Raw genomic sequence first — 20669 nt, 5'->3', positions numbered from 1 at the left:
GCGACGAGGATCGGGGGATTTCGAGTCGCGGCCGGCACACACATTTCCAATGAAGGAGAAGCAGATGGCTGAGATCACTCGTGACGTGCTGATCGTCGGAGCCGGAGCCGCAGGGCTCACGGCCGCGAACGACCTGCGCAAGGCAGGCCTGTCGGTCGCCGTCCTCGAGGCGCGTGACCGCGTCGGCGGCCGTCTGTGGACCGACGTCATCGACGGCGCCATGCTCGAGATCGGCGGTCAGTGGGTCTCGCCCGATCAGGATGCCCTGAAGGACACGATCGAGGAGCTGGGGCTCGAGACCTACAGCCGCTATCGCGAGGGCGACAGCGTGTACGTCGGACCCGACGGACAGACGCACCGCTTCACGGGAGAGATGTTCCCGGTGTCCGCCGAGACCGAGGCCGTCATCGCCGAGATCACCGAGCGTCTCGACGCCATGGTCGCCGAGATCGACCCCGACCGCCCTTGGGAGCACGCGAAGGCGAAAGAGTGGGACTCGGTCACGTGGGATGCCTGGCTGCGCGCGCAGACCGACGACGACGAAGCAGTGCGCAACCTGGCATTCGCCACCGGATCCGCGATGCTCACGAAGCCCACGCACTCGTTCTCGCTGCTGCAGTCGCTGTTGATGGCGGCATCCGCCGGTTCGTACTCGAACCTCGTCGACGCCGACTTCATCCTCGACAAGCGCGTCGTCGGCGGCCTGCAGAAGGTGCCGCTGCTGCTGGCCGAGCGCCTCGGGGACGACGTGCTGTTGAACCAGCCGGTGCGGTCGCTCGAATGGAGTGCCGACGGTGTGACCGCGACGACCGATGACACCACGGTGCGCGCGCGCTTCGCGATCCTCGCGCACGCCCCGATCCTCTACAGCCGCATCGCCTTCGTGCCGCCGCTGCCCCGTCGCCAGCACCAGATGCACCAGCACATCTCGATGGGCTTCGTGATCAAGGTGCACGCCGTCTACGACCGCCCGTTCTGGCGCGAACAGGGGCTCAGCGGCACCGCGTTCAGCCCCTACGAGCTCGCGCACGAGGCGTACGACAACACCAACCACGGCGACGAACGAGGCACCCTGGTCGGCTTCGTGAGCGACCAGAACGCCGACGACCTGTTCACGCTGTCGGCAGAGGAGCGCAAAGAGCGCATCCTCGAGTCTCTCTCGCACTACTACGGCGACGAGGCGAAGAACCCGGTCGTGTACTACGAGAGCGACTGGGGCACGGAGGAGTGGACGCGCGGCGCGTACGCGGCGAGCTTCGATATGGGCGGACTGCACCGCTACGGCGCCGACCTGCGTTCGGCCGTCGGACCCATCCACTTCGCCTGCAGCGACATGGCAGGCGCCGGATACCAGCATGTCGACGGCGCGATCCGCATGGGGCACCTCGTCGCGTCGACCATCGTCGAAGCCACGCGCGCCGCAGGCGACACCGCCGAGGTCGGCTGATGACCGGCGCGATCGTCGTCGGGTACACGGCGACGGATGCGGGAGCGGATGCCGCGGCGCTCGGCGCGCGGCTCGCCCGCAGCCTCGGTGCGGTCCTGCACCTGGTGATCGTGCTTCCCTCGGAGGGCACCCGCAACGCGGCCGTTCCGCCCGAACGGGCATACGAAGAGCACATCCGCAGGCAGGCGAAGGAGTGGCTCGAAGATGCCGTCGTGCGACTGCCTCAGGAGCTCACCCGCACGGGTCATGTGCGCTTCGCCGAGTCGTTCGCGGAAGGGCTCATCGCCGCCGGTGAGGAGTTTGATGCGCGGCTGATCGTCATCGGCACCGCCGGCGGCAGCATCTTCGGCCGCCACCGCCTCGGCAGCGTCGCCTCTGAGCTGCTGCACTCGTCGACCATCCCCGTCGCGCTCGCCCCGGCCGGCACGGCAGAGCAGGACGACCACGTGCTCCCGCGGGTGACGGCGGCGGTCGGCAACCGCGCCGGCGCAGACAACCTCCTCGACGAGGCCGCTGCGATCGCGACCGAGTCGCGCGTCGGTCTCCGTCTGGTCTCCCTCGTGCCGTTCGACGTGCCACCCGGTCTCGACACCGGGGCGATCCGCGTGGTCGGCGACGAGCACGCGAACGAAGTTCTCGAGATCGCCAAGGGTCTGCTGCCCGAAGAGCTGAAGGCCGAGGTCGAAGAAGCCCCCGGCGACACGGTCGAAGACGCCGTCGCTCATCTGTCGTGGCTGCCCGGCGAGGTCGTCCTCGTCGGTTCCAGCCGCCTGGCGCAGCCGCGCCGCCTGTTCCTGGGCTCGACGGCAGCGAAGATGCTGCACGAACTGCCCGTGCCCATGATCGTCGTCCCGCGCACGCGCGCCGAAGCAGGAGTCCGCTGATGAGCAGCTCGAACCGGGCGACGGAGCCCGCATCCGGTGTGACGACCGGCATCTCGCAGAAGGGCCTGCGCGCGGGGGCCGTCGGAGTCCTCGGAGCCGTCGTGATCGGCGTCTCCACGATCGCCCCGGCATACACTCTCACCGCATCGCTCGGCCCGACCGTCGCTGTCGTCGGCACGCAGGTTCCGGCGATCATCCTCGTCGGCTTCATCCCGATGCTCCTGACCGCGTTCGGCTATCGCGAACTCAACCGCATGATGCCGGATTCGGGAACCTCGTTCACCTGGGGAGTGCGAGCCTTCGGCCCGTGGATCGGCTGGATGACGGGGTGGGGCCTGATCGCCGCCACCGTGATCGTGCTGTCGAACCTCGCCGGCATCGCCGTCGAGTTCCTCTTCCTGCTGATCGCACAGCTCAGCGGCAACCCCGAGATCGCCGACCTGGCCTTCAACCCGATCATCAACGTGGTCGTGTGCCTGCTCTTCATGCTCGGCGCGACGCTCGTGTCGTACCGCGACATGCAGACGACGCAGAAGTTCCAGTACATCCTCGTCGGCTTCCAGGTGCTGGTGCTCGTGATCTTCGCCACCGTCGCGATCGTCAAGGCCGTCTCCGGCGATGCCCCCGAGCCCACGGCGTTCTCGTGGTCGTGGTTCAACCCGTTCGAGGTGCCGTCGTTCAGCGCCTTCGCCGCCGGCCTCTCCCTGTCGATCTTCATCTTCTGGGGCTGGGACGTCGTCCTCACCATGAACGAGGAGACGAAGGACCCTGAGAAGACTCCTGGTCGTGCGGCGATGGTCACCGTCGTCGTCGTGGTCAGCCTCTACCTGCTGCTCGCGATCGGTCTCATCATGTTCGCCGGTGTCGGCACGGGCGACTACGGGCTCGCGAACGAGGACATCTCGGCGAACGTGTTCTTCGCGCTGTCCGACCCGATCCTGGGCCCTCTCGCGTTCCTCGTCTCGCTCGCGGTGCTGTCGAGCTCGGCGGCGTCGCTGCAGTCGACCGCCGTCGGGCCCGCCCGCACGCTGCTGGCGATGGGGCACTACGGCGCCCTGCCGAAGAAGTTCGCACGGGTCAGCCCGCGCTTCTTCACGCCCGGCTATTCGACGATCGTCTCGGCCGTCGTCGCTTCGGTCTTCTACGCCGTGATGCGACTGGTGAGCGAGAACGTGCTCACCGACACGATCCTGTCGCTCGGCATGATGATCTGCTTCTACTACGGCCTCACCGCGTTCGCGTGCGTCTGGTACTTCCGCAAGCAGTGGTTCGACTCGGCCAGGAGCTTCTTCTTCACGTTCCTGTTCCCGCTCGTCGGCGGCGCGATCCTCGCCGTGCTGTTCGTGACGACGCTCATCGACTCGATGGACCCCGCGTACGGCAGCGGATCGAGCATCGGCGGGGTCGGACTCGTGTTCGTCCTCGGCGTCGGCATCATCGTGATCGGCATCGTCATCATGATCTGGCAGTCGATCAAGCGCCCGGCGTTCTTCCGCGGCGAGACGCTCAGCATGGATGCTCCCGCGAGCATCCGCAGACGCTGACCGCATCCGCGGCATCCGCATTCCTTCCTCCCCACAGAAAGAGATTCCATGAGCACTCAGACTGAGCAGGCGCTGCTCGACAGCATCCCCACCGGCCTCTTCATCGGGGGAGAGTGGATCGACGGCGAGACCGGCGGCACGTTCGACGTGATCGACCCGGCGACCGGCGCCGTGATCCGCACGATCGCGGATGCGACCCCCGGCGACGGCATCCGTGCGCTGGATGCGGCCGTCGCCGCTCAGGATTCGTGGGCGGCGACCGCACCGCGCACCCGCAGCGAGATCCTGCGCCGTGCGTTCGACCTCGTGCAGGAGCACAAGGAGGACCTCGCGCTGCTGATGACGCTCGAGATGGGCAAGCCGCTCGCCGAGGCACGAGGAGAGGTCGGCTACGGCGGCGAGTTCCTTCGGTGGTTCAGCGAGGAGGCGGTGCGCATCAGCGGCCGCTACGGCATCAACCCCGAAGGCACCGGCCACATGGTCGTCTCGCAGCGTCCTGTGGGCCCGTCGTTCTTCGTGACGCCGTGGAACTTCCCCTTCGCGATGGCGACGCGCAAGATCGCCCCTGCCCTCGCCGCCGGCTGCACCGTGGTCATCAAGCCACCGGCACTCACGCCGCTGACGACGATGTTCTTCACCTCGCTGCTCGAGAAGGCAGGCCTCCCCGCCGGTGTCGTCAACGTGGTGCAGACGTCGAAGTCGTCGGCGCTGTCGGCCCCGATCATCGCCGACCCGCGTCTGCGCAAGCTGTCGTTCACGGGGTCGACCGAGGTGGGCCGCAAGCTCATCGCCCAGGCCGCCGAGGGCGTGCTGCGCGTGTCGATGGAGCTCGGCGGCAACGCCCCGTTCGTCGTCTTCGACGATGCCGACCTCGACAAGGCGGTCGACGGCGCGCTCGCCGCGAAGTTCCGCAACATCGGCCAGGCCTGCACCGCCGCCAACCGCTTCATCGTGCACCAGGACGTCGCTGACGAGTTCGCCCGCAAGGTCACCGAGCGCGTGAAGGCGATGAAGATCGGCCGCGGCACCGAAGAGGGCGTGGCCATCGGACCGCTCATCGACGAAGACGCGGTCGCGAAGGCCGGGGAGCTCGTCGATGACGCCGTCGAACGCGGAGCCACGCTGCTCGCCGGAGGCAAGGCGCTCGAGGGCACCGGCACCTTCTACGAGCCGACCGTGCTCACCGACGTGGTCGCAGGTTCAGCGATCCTTCGGGAGGAGATCTTCGGCCCGGTGCTCGCGATCGCGACCTTCGAGACTGAAGACGACGCCGTGCGCCTCGCGAACGACACCGAGTACGGGCTCGTCTCGTACGTGTTCACCGAGAACCTGCAGCGCGGGCAGCGGATGATCGACAAGCTCGAGACCGGCATGATGGGTCTCAACGTCGGCGTCGTGTCGAACGCGGCGGCACCTTTCGGCGGCGTCAAGCAGTCGGGCGTCGGCCGCGAGGGCGGTCTCGAGGGCATCCACGAGTACCTGTCGACCAAGTACACGCTGATCCCGATCTCCTGATCCCTCCGGTCGTCGAGCGGGCAGAGCTCCGCTCCTCGCTCGACGACCGGACACCGAACGAGAGGAAGAAGAACATGACCGATTACGCCGTCATCAACCCCGCCACCGGAGAGACGCTGGCGTCCTTCGACACGTTCACGGATGCGCAGATCCAGGAGGCGGTAGCCGCCGCCGACGAGGCGCACCGCGAGTGGTCCCGTTCCTCGACCGTGGCTGAGCGCGCAGCGCTGCTGCGCCGTGCGGCCGAGCTGCACCGCGAGCGCCGCGAGGAGCTCGCGGACGTCTTCGTGCGCGAGATGGGCAAGCCCCGCGAGGCTGCACTCGGAGAGGTCGACTTCGCCGCCGACATCGCCGAGTACTACGCAGACCAGGCCGAGGCGATCATGGCCGACCAGCCGATCGCCATCCTCGGAGAGGGCTCGGCGATCGTGCGTCGCTCGTCGCTCGGACCGCTCGTCGGGATCATGCCGTGGAACTTCCCGGCCTACCAGATCGTCCGCTTCGCGGCTCCGAACCTGATCGTCGGCAACACGATCCTGCTCAAGCCCGCACCGCAGTGCCCTGAGTCGTCGACCGCGATCGAGGCGATCTACCACGACGCCGGATTCCCGAAGGGCGCCTACCAGAACGTGCTCGCGACGAACGAGCAGATCGCCGACATGATCGCCGACCCCCGCGTGCAGGGCGTCTCGCTCACGGGCTCGGAGCGCGCAGGCGCCGCGGTCGCCGAGATCGCCGGGCGCAACCTCAAGAAGGTCGCGCTCGAGCTGGGCGGCTCAGACCCCTTCATCGTGCTGTCGACCGACGACCTCGACGCCACGGTGCAGGCCGGCGTCGACGCGCGTCTCGACAACAACGGACAAGCGTGCAACGGCGCCAAGCGCTTCATCATCGTCGACGGTCTGTACGACGAATTCGTCGAGAAGTTCACCGCGGCGATGGCCGCCGTGCAGCCCTCGGACCCGACGCTCGACGACACCGTGCTCGGGCCCGTCTCATCTGAGACGGCGGCCGAGAACCTGCAGAAGCAGATCGACCAGGCCGTCGAGCAGGGCGCGACGCTGCTGACCGGCGGCACCCGCGACGGAGCGTTCTTCGCGCCGACCGTGCTGGCCGATGTGACGCCCGAGATGAACGTCTACCGTGAGGAGCTCTTCGGCCCCGCCGCGGTCGTCTACCGGGTCGCAGACGAGGACGCGGCCGTCGCCCTCGCGAACGACACGACCTTCGGTCTCGGCTCGTACGTCTTCACCACCGACGTCGAGCAGGCCGAGCGCGTCGCCGACAACATCGAGGCGGGCATGGTCTACGTCAACCTCGTGCTGGCCGACAGCCCCGAGCTGCCGTTCGGCGGCATCAAGCGCAGCGGCACCTCGCGCGAGCTCGGCCACCTCGCGGCCGACGAGTTCGTCAACAAGAAGCTCATCCGCATCGGCTGAGCGACGCTCGCCACACGAAGGGGCGGATGCTGCGGCATCCGCCCCTTCGTGCGCACGGTGCCCGGTGCCTGACGCGCCCGGGGTTCGACGGATGCCGGAGCCCGCATGCGCACCCGGGCGTAGGTTGGAAGCATGGCAACCGTCGCAGCGAACATCGTCAAGACCCTCCGCGCCAACGGGATCGACCGTGTCTACGGCCTTCCGGGTGATTCCCTCAACGGCTTCACCGACGCCCTCCGCAAGGACGGCGGCATCCGCTGGGTGCACGTGCGGCACGAGGAGTCGGCGGCCTTCGCGGCGGCGGCGGATGCGGCGCTCACGGGCGACCTCGCCGTCGTCGCCGGCTCGTGCGGACCGGGCAACCTGCACCTGATCAACGGCCTCTACGACGCCAACCGCTCACGAGTCCCCGTGCTCGCGATCGCGGCGCACATCCCCACGACCGAGATCGGCACGGGGTACTTCCAGGAGACCCACCCGCAGGAGCTCTTCCGCGAGTGCAGCGTCTATGTCGAGTACGTCGCAGACCCCAAGCAGATGCCGCGCCTTCTCGAGATCGCGATGCGCGCGGCGATCGAGCAGCGGGGAGTCGCGGTGCTCGTGATCCCCGGCGACGTCGCCCTGGCCGAGATCGCCGACGACCGAGCCGTGGTCATCGAGCGATCCCACCCCGTGATCGTGCCGAGCGGCGACGAACTCGCCAGGGCGGCGACACTGCTCAATGCCTCGAAGAAGACCACGATCCTCGCCGGAGCCGGTGTCGAGGGCGCCCACGACGAGGTCATCGCACTCGCCGATCGGCTCGGCGCGCCGATCGTGCATGCGCTCCGAGGCAAGGAGTTCATCGAGTACGACAACCCGTTCGACGTCGGAATGACGGGTCTTCTCGGCTTCGCCTCCGGCTATCGGGCGATGGAGGCGGCTGACACGCTGCTCGTGCTGGGCAGCGACTTCCCGTACGAGCAGTTCTATCCCGAGCACGCGACGACCATCCAGGTCGACATCCGCGGCTCACAGCTCGGCAAGCGGCATCCGCTCGATCTCGGTCTGGTCGGTGATGTCCGCGCCACCGCCGAGGCACTGCTGCCGAGGCTGGCGGAGAAGAGCGACCGCGATCACCTCGACGACTCGACCGCGCACTATCGCAAGACCAGGGCGAAGCTCGACGACCTCGCGACACCCACGAAGGCCGGTCGGCCGATCCACCCGCAATACCTCGCGCGACTGCTCGATGAGCAGGCGGCAGATGATGCGGTGTTCACTGCAGATGTGGGCTCCCCGACCGTCTGGGCCGCCCGCTACCTGTCGATGACCGAGAATCGACGTCTGATCGGCTCGTTCACGCACGGATCGATGGCCAATGCCCTGCTGCACGGCATCGGCGCGCAGGTCTCGCATCCCGATCGACAGGTCATCGCACTCGCCGGCGACGGCGGGCTCGCGATGATGCTGGGCGAGCTGCTCACGCTCACGCAGAACAAGCTGCCCGTGAAGACGATCGTGGTGAACAACTCGTCGTTGAACTTCGTCGAGCTCGAGATGAAGGCCGCCGGTTTCGTGAACTACGGCACTGCGCTCGACAACCCGAGCTTCGCGGCGATCGCCGAGGCCATGGGAATCTTCGCCCGCCGCGTCGAGAACAGCGAGGATCTGCCGGATGCCGTCCGCGAGGTGCTCGCACACGACGGCCCCGCGCTGCTCGACGTCGTCACCGAGCGGCAGGAGCTGTCGATGCCGCCGGCGATCGAGGCCGCGCAGGTCAAGGGCTTCGCGCTGTACGCGATCCGCACGGTCATGTCGGGCAAGGGAGACGAACTGCTCGACCTCGCGCGCGCGAACTGGCGTCAGTTCCTCTGAGCCTGGGGCGCTCGGGAGGACAACGCCTCTTGGGGAGGAGGAATCGGCCCGATTCCTCCTCCCGAGGGGAAGATCTCCTCCCGACGAGCAGTCAGCCGCGGTGAGGTGCTGCCACGGTGTCGAAACGGCGGCGAAGCAAAGGCTCCGAACCCGCGCCTAGCTCTCGAGGAGCGCGCGCACCTCGGCTGCCTCGACCTGGCGACCGAGCGACTCGAGTACGTTGCCGAGCTCGAGCGCCGACACCTGACGCAGCGGCGCATGCTCCACCGCGTGCTCGAGCGCGCTGCGGTAGACCGGCACGGCGTCAGCCGCGCGGTCGTCGCCGGCGAGCAGGCGGGCGGCGAACAGCTCGGAGCCGCCCGCCGAACCCGCATCCCCGATCGCCGCGAATCCGTCGGCTGCCGTCAGAGCAGCGGCAACAGCCTCGTCGATCCGTCCGAACTGAGCGAGCACCCGACCTCGCGAATCGGTCACGTCGGCGAGCAGCCACCCCGCCTCGTGCTCCTGAGCCAGCGCTGCGACCTCGTCGAACAGGGTGAAGGCGCGGTCGTCCTGCTTCGCGCCGTAGGCCTGCCCGAGGTTGTGCAGCACGTCGGCGAGGGCACCGACCGCCTCGGGGGCCTTGCGCACGATCTCGGATGCCGCTTCGAGGGACTCGATCGCGTCGTCGTGCTCGTCGAATCGGGCGAGGATCTTCGCACGTTCGGTCAACGCCATGGCCTGATCGGCGTGTTCCTCCGCCTCGCCGAAGAGATCGGCCGCATACCCGAACGCGCCGACTGCCTGACCGAACTCGCCGGCCGAACCCAGGGAGCGCGCGAGAAGCGATGCCGTCATCGCCCGAGAAGCGGCAGGCACCTCGGCCTGCTCCTCACGCTCGAGCACCTGACCGAACAGCTCGGCGGCCACCTCGGCGTCACCCGCGGCGAGCATGGCCCGCGCGAGGCGGAAGTCCGCCCCCGCCTGGTCGCCGCCCTCCTGGGCGACGAGACGCGAGGTGACGCGGTAGCGGGCGACCGCCTTCTCGGGGTCGCCGGCGTCCTCCCAGAGCGCCCCGGCGAGCAGGTGCGCCGTTGCCAGCGCCGTGGTCGCGCCGAGCCCGGCGAGCAGCCGGGACGCCTCATCGGCATCCGCCGCGCCTCGCGCGTAGTCTTCGCTGCCTCCCCGCACCCTGGCACGCGTCTGCAGGGCCTGGGCGCGGTGACCGACGCTGAGATCGTCCTGGGCCAGGAAGCGATCGAGCAGAGCGGATGCCGCCTCGATGTCGCCCTTCTGCAGCACTGCCGCGATGGCCACGAGAGTCGTCGTGTTCGAGAGGCGCACATCGTCTGCGTCGGCGAACGCCCGGGCGGCGATCTCCGCCATGTCGAGCGCCGCATCCGGCTCGTCGGCCTGCATGTGCAGCGACGCCCGGCTGATCGCGACATCTCCCCGCGACCACGCCGGGAGGGACTCGGCGTTCGCGAGCTCGTCCTCGAGCGCCGCTGCGGCATCGGCGGTGTTCAGCCCGAAGATCGCCAGACCCACGCGCTGCTCGAGATCGGCCTGTGCATCGAGGCCGGCGGCGCGCAGGGCATCGATCCGTGCCGGCAACAGGTCGGCGGCCTCGTCGGCGCGATCGAGCGCGATGAGGATGCCGAGGCGCATCGACATGAGCTGAGCGACCTTCGAGGGGTCCTTGACCGCCAGGGCATGCGGCAGAGCCTGCAGCGTCTCGTGCTCCGCCCCGAACTGGGCGAGATCCATGACCCGGTCGAACCAGGCGTCCGGATCGCCGGGCGTGGCCGAGTCCGGTGCGGTGGCGAAGGCGTCCGACCTGATCGGCACGTCGTAGTGCTCGTCCGCGAGAGCGCGCATGCGGGCGAGGCTGCGTGAGTGGCCCTCGGTGCCGTCGCGGCGATCGAACTCGGAGCCGATGCGCTCGGCAGCGGCCCAGGCGGCGGCGGCGAGTTCGGCTGCGCCCCATGCTCCGTCGTGCTCGCCGAAGAACGAGGTGAGCGCGGGGGAGTCGGCACCGCGCACCGGGGCGTCGCCGTGGCCTGCTGCGGTGACACGGTCGAGGGCGAAGGCGAATGCGGCCAGCGCCGCGAAGTGCGCGTCGACGTTGAGGCCGTCGTGGGCGAGCCACGCGATGTGGCGCTCGACCTGGGCGAGCGCCCTGGCCTCGTTGCCGGTGAGGGCGGAGAACACGATGTTGTTCGCGACGATGCGCAGGTTGTCGGGGTTATCCTTCGCCAGACGATAACTGCGCAGATGCGCGCTCTTCGCCTCGTCGAGGCGCCCGGCGCGCAGGTAGGGCACGAGCACGCGCGACAGCGCGTGCTCCGGCTCCTCGCCGCACGAGAATCCGCCCTCGAGCATCTCCTCGACGAGCCGGATGGCCTCGGAGTCTCGATCGGTCTCTGCGAAGAACCCGGCGAACTGGCTGCGCCCGCACGCGTCGCAGTGGCTGTGATCGTCGCGCGGGGTGGCCTCCAGCTGCACGCGCAGCGCCTCGGCGTCGTCGATGCGCCCGGCGTCCCAGGCGTCCTCGAATCGGGCCGTGAGCACTCCGCTCATGCCGAGCCCGGCTGTGCGGTAGTGCGTCTCCATGTCATCGAGCACCGCCGCGATCTGCTCGACGGAGAAGGCGGGAGACGAACGCAGCGACGATGCCATCCACTTGAACTGCCACATCAGATCGGCGCCGCCGTACTCGAGATCGGCGGGGAACCGCTGAGGGTCGGCGTCGTGCCTGGCGAGGCACCACGCGAAGGAGTTCAGCATCACGTCGGTCGCGCCGTTCATGTTCGCGGACGCGGTCTGCCGCATCCGTGCCTCGTACTCGAGCCGCTCGTCGCCGAGCTCGACGGCGAGTGAGACGGCATCCGCCACCAGCGCCTGCTCCGCCGGGCCCCACGGAGTACGGTCGATCTCCTCGATGAGCTGCGTGAAGCGCTTCTTCGGATGTGTCATGGGGATCCTTCAAACGGAGCGGATGGCAGAGCTGTGGTCAGACGGCGTCGCCGAAGGGGATCGAGTCCTCTTCGATGCCGGCCGACAGCGACACGAGGTCGGAGAGCGCCGTCGTCATGAGCGCACGATCGGCGTCGGAGAGCGGATGGTGACCGGCGAGCAGAGCCTGGATGTAGAGCAGCTGCACGGTGCGGGCGAACACCGCGTCGTCCTGCACGCGTACGAGCGCACGCACGACCCGGTTCGACCAGTTCAGGCAGAGGCGCGCGCTCAGATCGTCGTCGCGGGAGGCCGAGACGGTCGAGTCGATGCGGTCGAGCACGCCGCCCCACAGCGATCCGGTGATGCCCTTCGTGCGACCGCGGTCGATCCGGCGCAGCACCTCCGGATCGGCGACGTAGAGCGCTGCGAGCTCCGGCTGGTCGATCGAGCGCACCGTGACGGAGCATCCGGATGCCGTCAGCACGACGCCCGCTCGTTCCTCCAATGCCATCGCCGCATCGCGGTCGTCGAGGGGCGGGGGGTCGAGGCGATCGAGCTCACCCGCGACGTCGACGAGCTCGATCGTGACATGAGGGTAGAGGTCCGGCAGCATCCGCACGAGGTCTGCGTCGTACAGGTAGCCGCCGTTGACCAGCACCTCGGAGCCGGGCGAGATGCCGGCGACCTGGCGGAACTCGTCGACCGTCTGCGCGTAGCGCACGTGCGGGTACCGCTCGACGAGATCGCCGATGCGCATCGTGCCATGCGTCGTCTCGAGGGTGAGCCAACGGGTGATGAACGTCGCCAGCTCGTCGTCGTGGCGCACGAGAGACTTCAGGCCGACCTCGTGGATCGCCACGAACTGCGCCAGTCGGTGCGGCTCGCGCAGCCCCAGCTCGAGCACCCAGCGGCGGATGCCGGCGCCCAGCTGCTCGCGGACGCGCTCGAGCGCCGCGTCATCGACGAGCGACTCACGGCTCGCCGTCGGGGCGAGGCCGGTCGAATCGACGACCGCCCGCACGAAGAAGGCCCATTCGGGCAGCACGTCGTCGACCCGCTCGCCGAGCAGCATCCTGCCGAGGTACATGCGAGTGGCCTGGCGGGCACCCGGTGGGGGAGCGTAGGGGAGCACGAAGGCGAGTCCTCGAGTGCCCGTGGCGGGTTCGCTGAGCTCGATCGCGTCGAGCGGAGTGGCCCCCAGCAGATCGCGTCCGTACTGCACTGCGCCCTCGATGTCGTCGACGGCGTCGAGGAAGGGCGCGCGTCTCGTGATGTCGATGTCGCCGTTCGAGGACTCGAGCGTGACACGCACGGGCAGGAACTCGGCGAAGGCAGTGGCCAGTTCGCGCACGGCGGCGGGGCGCAGCAGCTCGTCGGCGTCGAATCGGGGCTTCAGGTGCACGCTCGTGCCGACGGGCAGGTCGTCGTCGATCTCCACGACGCGGAAGGTGCCGTCGGCGCTGCCCGTCCACTCGACGGCCGGACCGCCCCGTGCGCTGCGCGAGCGGATCACGATCGAATCGGCGACCATGAAGCAACTGAGCAGGCCGATGCCGAACTGACCCAGGTAGTCGCTGCGAGGGAGATCGAAGATGTCGCGCTTCGAGCTGCGTCCGACCGTGGCGAGCAGATCGCCGACCTCGGCGGCGTTCAGGCCCACTCCGTCGTCTCGCAGCACGAACTCGCCGGAGTCGTCCGTCAGCGCGGTGATGCGGATGCTGCCGCCCCCGCCGTCGACCTCGCGTCGTGCCGTGATGGCGTCGCGGGCGTTCTGCAGCAGCTCGCGCAGATACACGCGCGGACTCGAGTAGATGTGACGGCTCAGGAGGTCGACGACACCGCGCAGGTCCACCTGGAACTGCTGCACGTCAGCGCTCACTGCGACCCCTCCCGTTTCGTCCGCTCGCCGAGCCTAACAACAACGACGAGAGCGGGCCCGGTTCGGCACCGACCGGCGGATGCCGTATGCTTGACCAGCAGTTGTTGTCTGCATTCTTTCGCCGTGCCCGGTCCTTCCGGTCCGACAGCGGTGGCAGGATGGAGACGACACCCCGAGACCTCCCGGTCTCTAGGGCGGTAGCTCAATTGGCAGAGCAGCGGTCTCCAAAACCGCAGGTTGCAGGTTCGATTCCTGTCCGCCCTGCGCGTCAGCACACGCTGACACACGAAAGGTACATTCAGGATGGATCAGGACGAACCGCGCGGCGAGGTCGTCGCGGCCGGCGCCACCCGCGAGAAGAAGCGTGGCATCGCGGGCTTCTTCGCAGGGATCGCCCTGTTCTTCCGTCAGGTCATCGCAGAGCTGCGCAAGGTCGTCACGCCGACCCGCAAAGAGCTGGTCAAGTTCACCGCAGTGGTGCTCGTCTTCGTTCTCATCGTCATGGGCATCGTCTACGGACTGGACACCCTGTTCGCCTGGGTGACGCACATCGTCTTCGGAGTCCCGGGCGCCTGACGCCCTCGCGGCCCTGGCCGCAGTGATTGGAAAGAAACAACGTGTCTGAACGATATTCCGACGACGCCGACTGGGCGACGGCTGCCGAGCAGTCCAGCGAAGAGGACGAGGCCCAGGAGGGCAACGTGCTCGCTGCGGAGGAGCAGTCGGTCACCTCGGCCGAACATGTCGCCCTCCACATCGAGGACGTCGACGGAGACGACGACGTCGACGCGCAGGACGACGACACCGACATCGACATCAACGACCCGGAGGCGGACGCTATCGTGAACGACGCTCTCAACCTGGACGAAGCGGCTGAGTCTGAGGCTGCCGCCGAGGTCCTCAACGACTCTGTGGCGGAAGAGACCGCCGAGCTCGAGGCTGCTGAGGCCGACGAGGTCACCCCGTACGACGGACCCGACGTCAACGGCGACGATGACGTCGTGGCCGGGGCCGAAGACGACGCCGAGTCCGACGAGGACGAGGCCGAGGAAGACCCGTACGAGGCCTTCCGCATGGACCTCCGGATGCTTCCGGGCAAGTGGTACGTCATCCACTCGTACGCCGGATTCGAGCGCAAGGTCAAGGCCAACATCGAGCAGCGCAAGTCGACGCTCGAGGTCGAGGACGAGATCTACCAGATCGAGGTCCCGATGGAAGACGTGGTCGAGATCAAGAACGGCCAGCGCAAGATGGTCACCCGCGTGCGCATCCCGGGCTACGTGCTCGTGCGCATGGAGCTCACGGAGGACACCTGGTCGGTCGTGCGCCACACTCCCGGCGTCACCGGCTTCGTGGGCAACGCCCACAACCCGACGCCGCTGCGCTTCGAAGAGGCCTTCAACATGCTGAAGTCGCTCGTCGAGGTCAAGGACGTCCCGACGGCCAAGAACATCGCGTCGAAGGGCGGCCTCGCGGTCGCTCGTCCGCTTCCGGCCGAGGTCGACTTCGAGGTCGGCGAGACCATCACGATCAAGGAGGGCTCGTTCGCGGGTCTTCCCGGTTCGATCAGCGAGATCAAGCCCGAGAGCGGCAAGCTCACCGTGCTCGTATCGCTCTTCGAGCGCGAGACCCCGGTCGAGCTGTCGTTCGACCAGGTCACGAAGATGATCTGACATACGCCTCAGAGAACGGCCGTCCCATTTCGGGGCGGCCGTTCCTGCGTTGGAGGCATGCCTCCGGATCAGGTAGACTTGTGTGGTTTGCGTGCCGCTTCGGCGTGCGCGAGGACGACCGCAGCCCGGAGATGCCGGGTTCGCGGGAGAGCGGATGCACCCGCATCCGTTCGATGAAAGGAAGAGGATATGGCACCGAAGAAGAAGGTGACCGGCCTGATCAAGCTTCAGATCAACGCCGGTGCAGCCAACCCGGCGCCGCCGATCGGCCCCGCGCTCGGTCAGCATGGCGTCAACATCATGGAGTTCTGCAAGGCGTACAACGCCGCGACCGAGTCGCAGCGCGGCAACGTCATCCCCGTCGAGATCACCGTCTACGAGGACCGCAGCTTCACGTTCATCCTGAAGACCCCGCCGGCCGCCGAGCTCATCAAGAAGGCCGCCGGTGTGGCCAAGGGCTCGTCGACGCCTCACACGGTCAAGGTCGCGAAGATCACCAAGGACCAGGTCCGTCAGATCGCCGAGACCAAGCAGGCCGACCTGAACGCTAACGACATCGAGGCTGCCTCGAAGATCATCGCCGGCACCGCCCGTTCCATGGGCATCACGGTCGAGGGCTGAGGAGAATAATCATGGCTACGAAGTCCAAGGCTTACAAGGCTGCCGCCGAGAAGATCGAGGCAGACCGTTTCTACACTCCGAGCGAGGCAGTCGCCCTCGCGAAGGAGACCGGCTCGTCGAAGTTCGACTCGACCGTCGAGGTCGCGCTCAAGCTCGCAGTCGACCCCCGCAAGGCAGACCAGATGGTGCGCGGCACCGTCATCCTGCCCCACGGCACCGGCAAGACCGCCCGCGTCATCGTCTTCGCCACCGGCCCCGCGGCCGAGGCAGCGATCGCCGCAGGTGCAGATGAGGTCGGCGGCGCCGAGCTCATCGAGAAGGTCGCGGCAGGCTGGACCGCGTTCGACGCGGCCGTCTCGACCCCGGAGCTCATGGGCCAGGTCGGTCGTCTCGGAAAGGTCCTGGGTCCGCGTGGACTCATGCCGAACCCGAAGACCGGCACGGTGACCCCCAACACGGCCAAGGCCGTCGAGGAGATCAAGGGCGGAAAGATCGAGTTCCGCGTCGACAAGCACGCCAACGTGCACTTCGTCGTGGGCAAGTCGTCGTTCTCGGCTGAGCAGCTCGATGAGAACCTCGGCGCAGCGCTCGAGGAGATCGTCCGCCTCAAGCCGTCGAGCTCGAAGGGCCGTTACATCCAGAAGGGTGCGGTGTCGACCACGTTCGGCCCCGGCATCCCGCTGGACGTCAACGCCATCTGAGTGTGATTCCGGAAAGGCCCCCGCATTCTGCGGGGGCCTTTCTGCATCCAGAACGACATCGAGCGTCATCGGATGTTGGGATGCGGGTCGGATGCCGCGTACTGTGAATGAGTTCCGCGCCACAGCAATCGCGCCTCATCGCACCCCAGGAGGGTCACATGTCCCGTCGCCTCATCGCCGTCACCGCACTGGTCGTCACCGCAGCAGCACTCACTGCCTGCAGCGGAAGCACGACCCCCGCTGAGAGCAGCTCGAGCGAGGCCGGCTCGGACTTCGGTCTCGTCAACGACGGGGTGCTCACGGTCGCCACCGAAGGGACCTACCGTCCGTTCAGCTTCCACGGCGACGGCGGCACGGGTGACCTCACCGGCTTCGACGTCGAGATCATCCAGGCTGTCGCCGACAAGCTCGACCTCGAGATCGAGTTCCAGGAGACCCAGTGGGACGCGATCTTCGCGGGCCTCGACGCCGGGCGCTTCGACCTCATCGCGAACCAGGTCAGCATCAACGAGGAGCGGCAGGAGAAGTACCTGTTCAGCACTCCGTACACCGTCTCGCCCGGAGTCATCGTGGTCGCCGAGGACGACGACTCGATCTCGTCGTTCGACGACCTCGAAGGCAAGACCACCGCGCAGTCCCTCACCAGCAACTGGTATGAGCTGGCCACCGAGTCCGGTGCCACGGTCGAGGGCGTCGAGGGCTGGGCGCAGGCCGTCGAGCTGCTCCGCCAGGGCCGTGTCGATGCGACCGTCAACGACAAGCTGACCTTCCTCGACTACGAGACCACCAACAGCCCGTCCGGTCTGAAGATCGCCGCCGAGACCGAGGAGGCGGGCGAGCAGGCGTTCGTGTTCACCAAGGACAAGACCGACCTCGTCGAGGCCGTCGACGGCGCACTCGAAGAGCTGCGGGCAGACGGCACCCTGGCCGAGATCAGCGACAAGTACTTCGGCGAAGACGTGACGCAGTAGCCGATGGAGAATCCCTGGCAGCTGTTCTTCTCGTCGCTCGGGCCGATAGCCCTGGCGGGAGTGACGGTGACGGTGCCGCTCGCGCTCGTGTCGTTCGCGCTGGGGCTCGTCATCGCGATCGGTGTCGCCCTGATGCGGATCTCGATCATCCCGATCGTGTCAGGCATCGCGCGGTTCTACATCTCGGTGATCCGCGGCACGCCGATGATCGTGCAGCTGTTCGTGATCTTCTACGGCCTCGGATCGATCGGGATCAAGCTCGACCCGTGGCCGAGCGCGATCATCGCGCTGTCGCTCAACGTCGGCGGATACGGAGCAGAGGTCGTCCGCGCGGCGATCCAGTCGGTGCCCAAGGGGCAGTGGGAAGCGGCGTACACGGTCGGCATGAACCGCACACGCACGCTCACCCGCGTCATCTTCCCGCAGGCCGCGCGGGTCTCGGTGCCGCCGCTGTCGAACACCTTCATCTCCCTCGTCAAGGACACCTCGCTGGCGTCGCTGATCCTCGTGACGGACCTGTTCAAGGTGGCGCAGCAGATCGCATCGGCCACCCTCGAGTTCATGGTGGTCTATCTGGCGGCAGCGTTGGTGTACTGGGTGATCTGCCTGATTCTGTCGTTCGCGCAGAGCGCTCTCGAGAGGAGGCTCGACCGCGATGTCGCGCATTGACCCCACCGGCTTCGGTGAGACCACCCCGGACGCGCTGCTGACCGCGCGCGGCCTGCACAAGCGCTTCGGCGATAACGAGGTGCTTCGCGGCATCGATCTCACACTGCACCGCGGCGAGGTCGTCGTGCTGATCGGGCCGAGCGGCTCCGGCAAGACCACTGTGCTCCGGTCGCTCAACGGCCTCGAGACACCGGACTCCGGCACGATCGTCGTCGCGGGCGGGCCAGACATCGACTTCGCCCCTGAGGTGCCGGTGTCGAAGCGCACGCGGGCACAGAAGCGACTCGCGCTGCGTGATCGTTCGGCGATGGTCTTCCAGCAGCACAACCTCTTCCCGCACCTCTCGGTGCTCGAGAACGTGATCGAGGGGCCGTGGCGCGTGCAGGGGCGCCCCAAGGCCGAGATCGTCGCAGAGGCACAGGTGCTCCTCGCCAGGGTCGGGCTCGCCGATAAGGCGGACGCCCGCCCGCACGAGCTCTCCGGTGGCCAGCAGCAGAGGGTCGGCATCGTTCGCGCTCTCGCGCTGCGCCCCGACCTCCTGCTCTTCGACGAGCCGACCAGCGCGCTCGATCCCGAACTCGTGGGGGAGGTGCTGCTGGTGATCAAAGAGCTCGCCGATGAAGGCTGGAGCATGGTGGTCGTCACGCACGAGCTGAGCTTCGCGCGCGAGGCGGCTGACCATGTCCTGTTCATGGATGCGGGCGTCGTCGTGGAAGAGGGCGCTCCGGCCGACATCTTCGGCGCCCCGCAGCACGAGCGCACGAAGAGATTCCTCACCCGCATCATGAGGCCCCTCGACGGCGAGTGACCGCAGACCGTGCCGAGACGCCGAGGTGGATCGCCTCGAGGCGTCTCAGTCGCCGAGCACCGGCAGCACCAGGCTGACAGCCAGCGTGATCATGACGATCGCGATGAGGGCGTCGAGGATGCGCCATGAGCGTTCGGTGCGCAGCCAGCGACCGAGGTAGCGGGCGCCGAACCCCAGCGCGGTGAACCACAGGATGCTGGCCATGATCGCTCCGGCCGCGAACAGCCAGCGATCCTCGCCGTGAGTGGCCGCGATCGATCCGAGCATCAGCACGGTGTCGAGATAGACATGGGGATTCAGCCAGGTCAGCGCCAGCGCCGTCGCGATCACCGCAGCGAGGGTCGTGCGAGTCGCGGTGGCCGCGCCTGCGCGGCTCGACTGTGCGGCCGCTCTTTCATCGTCGGTCTGGTCGACGCGCAGCTGCTCGCCGCCCCGCCACGCTCGGCGAGCCGCGAGGATCCCGTAGGCGAGCAGGAACAGGGCACCGGACCAGCGCGCGACGACGATGAGCCAGGGAGCCGCTGAGATCACGAACCCGAGCCCGGCCACGCCCGCGGCGATCAGCAGGGCGTCCGAGACGGCGCAGATGATGACGACGGGCAGCACGTGCTCGCGGCGGATGCCCTGACGAAGGACGAAGACGTTCTGCGCGCCGATGGCGACGATCAGGGAGAGGCCGAGGCCGAGGCCGGAGAACACGGGGAGCATGGTCCCACGCTAGGTCTGCGTCAGCATCAACACCAGTTCGGATTCCTTGCTGGCCATTAGCATCGCTAATGTGAAGATCGACCCCGAACTCGCCGTGACCCTCGCCGCCGTCGGTGACGAAGGAACCTTCGACGCGGCATCCCGAGTGCTGGGGGTGACCCCCTCTGCGGTGAGTCAGCGGCTGAAGAGCCTCGAAGAGCAGCTGGGACGCGTGCTCGTGGTGCGCACCAAGCCCGCGCGCCTTACGGAGGCCGGTGAGTCGGTCGTCCGACTGGCGCGGCAGATCGCGCTGCTCGAACACGATGCCCTCACCGCGCTCGGCCTCGACGATGTGAACGCGCCGCGCACCCGCATCCCTCTCGCGGTCAATGCGGACTCGATGGCGACGTGGTTCCTCAGCCCGCTGGCGAGGCTCTCCGCAACGCACGAGCTGGATTTCGACCTGCATCGGGACGACCAGAACTTCACGGCCCGTCTGCTCGAGTCGGGCACCGTCATGGGGGCGGTCACCAGCGAGGCGGAGCCCGTGGCCGGATGCTCCGTCTCGCCGCTCGGCGTGCTGGAGTATCACGCGATGGCCGCGCCCGCGTTCGCCCGACGCTGGTTCGGCGACGGCGTCACAGCCGAGGCTCTCGCAGCCGCTCCCTTCGTCGACTTCGACCGACGCGACACGCTTCAGCATGAGTGGCTGAGCGCCATGGGCGTCGCGCAGCACGGGGTCCCCAGGCACTACGTGCCGGCGTCGCATGACTACGCGCTCGCCGTCCGGCTGGGGCTCGGTTGGGGAATGGTGCCGCTGCTGCAGGGCGATCATGAGCTGGTGCGGCTCGGGGGAGCACCCTTGCGGGTCAGCCTCTATTGGCAACAGTGGAATCTGCGGTCTCGGCTGCTCGACACGATCGCCGCCGAGGTCGCGGACGAGGCTCGACGAGTGCTGTCGCACTGACAGTCATCCAGCCGATCGGTGATGGATTCGCCCAGACATTCTGTCGGCGAATCGGGCTGGACAGCAGCAT

Annotated in this window: 17 protein-coding genes and 1 tRNA gene; 15 read left to right on the top strand and 3 right to left on the bottom strand. The window is 67.9% G+C overall.

The window, feature by feature from the left end; genetic code table 11:
* Nucleotides 1-64 precede the first annotated feature (64 nt).
* The 6 genes from ASF87_RS02010 (at nucleotide 65) to poxB (ending at nucleotide 8686) form a co-directional block, all read left to right on the top strand.
* Nucleotides 65-1447 carry a flavin monoamine oxidase family protein gene (locus tag ASF87_RS02010; protein WP_056376288.1) on the top strand — a complete coding sequence of 461 codons (1383 nt, stop codon included), beginning with the start codon at nucleotides 65-67 and terminating at the stop codon, nucleotides 1445-1447.
* Entirely contained in the window at nucleotides 1447-2331 is an 885-nt protein-coding gene (locus ASF87_RS02005) for a universal stress protein (protein WP_056373788.1), read from the top strand. Before ASF87_RS02010 ends, ASF87_RS02005 begins: the two co-directional genes overlap by 1 nt.
* On the top strand, nucleotides 2331-3875 hold the full coding sequence (locus ASF87_RS02000) for an APC family permease (RefSeq protein WP_056373786.1): 1545 nt from the start codon (nucleotides 2331-2333) through the stop codon (nucleotides 3873-3875). Before ASF87_RS02005 ends, ASF87_RS02000 begins: the two co-directional genes overlap by 1 nt.
* Before the next feature lie 48 nt (nucleotides 3876-3923).
* A complete protein-coding gene (locus ASF87_RS01995) occupies nucleotides 3924-5390 on the top strand; it encodes an NAD-dependent succinate-semialdehyde dehydrogenase (protein ID WP_056373784.1) in 1467 nt (488 codons plus the stop codon).
* Between the two features lie 74 nt (nucleotides 5391-5464).
* Nucleotides 5465-6829 carry an NAD-dependent succinate-semialdehyde dehydrogenase gene (locus ASF87_RS01990; protein WP_056373782.1) on the top strand — a complete coding sequence of 455 codons (1365 nt, stop codon included), beginning with the start codon at nucleotides 5465-5467 and terminating at the stop codon, nucleotides 6827-6829.
* Nucleotides 6830-6961: 132 nt separating this feature from the next.
* Nucleotides 6962-8686 carry a ubiquinone-dependent pyruvate dehydrogenase gene (gene poxB / locus ASF87_RS01985; protein ID WP_042539539.1) on the top strand — a complete coding sequence of 575 codons (1725 nt, stop codon included), beginning with the start codon at nucleotides 6962-6964 and terminating at the stop codon, nucleotides 8684-8686.
* Between the two features lie 156 nt (nucleotides 8687-8842).
* Here the strand turns inward: poxB and ASF87_RS01980 are convergent, their stop codons facing one another.
* Together ASF87_RS01980 and ASF87_RS01975 are read right to left on the bottom strand one after the other, a co-directional pair.
* Nucleotides 8843-11641, bottom strand: a complete 2799-nt coding sequence (locus ASF87_RS01980; protein WP_056373780.1) for a hypothetical protein — start codon at nucleotides 11639-11641, stop codon at nucleotides 8843-8845.
* A 37-nt stretch (nucleotides 11642-11678) separates the two neighbouring features.
* Nucleotides 11679-13502 carry an HSP90 family protein gene (locus tag ASF87_RS01975; RefSeq protein WP_056373778.1) on the bottom strand — a complete coding sequence of 608 codons (1824 nt, stop codon included), beginning with the start codon at nucleotides 13500-13502 and terminating at the stop codon, nucleotides 11679-11681.
* A 191-nt stretch (nucleotides 13503-13693) separates the two neighbouring features.
* Between ASF87_RS01975 and ASF87_RS01970 the strand changes: the two genes are divergently transcribed.
* The 8 genes from ASF87_RS01970 to ASF87_RS01935 all read left to right on the top strand — a co-directional run bounded on the left by ASF87_RS01970 (nucleotide 13694) and on the right by ASF87_RS01935 (nucleotide 18945).
* Nucleotides 13694-13766, top strand: a tRNA-Trp gene (locus tag ASF87_RS01970).
* Nucleotides 13767-13805: 39 nt separating this feature from the next.
* The gene (secE, locus tag ASF87_RS01965; RefSeq protein WP_042539545.1) at nucleotides 13806-14078 is read left to right on the top strand and encodes a preprotein translocase subunit SecE; all 273 of its coding nucleotides are present in this window, start codon (nucleotides 13806-13808) and stop codon (nucleotides 14076-14078) included.
* A 41-nt stretch (nucleotides 14079-14119) separates the two neighbouring features.
* On the top strand, nucleotides 14120-15175 hold the full coding sequence (gene nusG, locus ASF87_RS01960) for a transcription termination/antitermination protein NusG (RefSeq protein WP_056373776.1): 1056 nt from the start codon (nucleotides 14120-14122) through the stop codon (nucleotides 15173-15175).
* 189 nt (nucleotides 15176-15364) lie between these two features.
* Nucleotides 15365-15796, top strand: a complete 432-nt coding sequence (gene rplK / locus ASF87_RS01955) for a 50S ribosomal protein L11 (RefSeq protein WP_042539549.1) — start codon at nucleotides 15365-15367, stop codon at nucleotides 15794-15796.
* A gap of 11 nt (nucleotides 15797-15807) precedes the next feature.
* Nucleotides 15808-16497: a 50S ribosomal protein L1 gene (rplA, locus tag ASF87_RS01950; protein ID WP_056373773.1), complete on the top strand. Its 690-nt coding sequence runs from the start codon at nucleotides 15808-15810 to the stop codon at nucleotides 16495-16497.
* Nucleotides 16498-16655: 158 nt separating this feature from the next.
* The gene (locus ASF87_RS01945) at nucleotides 16656-17468 is read left to right on the top strand and encodes a transporter substrate-binding domain-containing protein (protein WP_056373771.1); all 813 of its coding nucleotides are present in this window, start codon (nucleotides 16656-16658) and stop codon (nucleotides 17466-17468) included.
* Between the two features lie 3 nt (nucleotides 17469-17471).
* Nucleotides 17472-18137: an amino acid ABC transporter permease gene (locus ASF87_RS01940; RefSeq protein ID WP_056373769.1), complete on the top strand. Its 666-nt coding sequence runs from the start codon at nucleotides 17472-17474 to the stop codon at nucleotides 18135-18137.
* Nucleotides 18124-18945, top strand: coding sequence for an amino acid ABC transporter ATP-binding protein (locus ASF87_RS01935; protein WP_056373767.1), 822 nt, complete (start codon nucleotides 18124-18126; stop codon nucleotides 18943-18945). The genes ASF87_RS01940 and ASF87_RS01935 overlap by 14 nt, the downstream gene beginning before the upstream one ends.
* A gap of 45 nt (nucleotides 18946-18990) precedes the next feature.
* On the opposite strand, the gene ASF87_RS01930 is transcribed toward ASF87_RS01935, so the two are convergent.
* Nucleotides 18991-19653, bottom strand: coding sequence for a LysE/ArgO family amino acid transporter (locus ASF87_RS01930; protein WP_056373764.1), 663 nt, complete (start codon nucleotides 19651-19653; stop codon nucleotides 18991-18993).
* Between the two features lie 70 nt (nucleotides 19654-19723).
* On the opposite strand from ASF87_RS01930, the gene ASF87_RS01925 reads away from it, so the two are divergent.
* Nucleotides 19724-20599, top strand: coding sequence for a LysR family transcriptional regulator ArgP (locus ASF87_RS01925; RefSeq protein WP_056373762.1), 876 nt, complete (start codon nucleotides 19724-19726; stop codon nucleotides 20597-20599).
* Nucleotides 20600-20669 lie beyond the last annotated feature (70 nt).

Origin of the sequence: Microbacterium sp. Leaf161, assembly GCF_001423645.1 — a bacterium.
In the GTDB taxonomy this organism is placed as follows: domain Bacteria; phylum Actinomycetota; class Actinomycetes; order Actinomycetales; family Microbacteriaceae; genus Microbacterium; species Microbacterium forte.
This window is presented reverse-complemented; position numbering and strand designations above follow the sequence as displayed.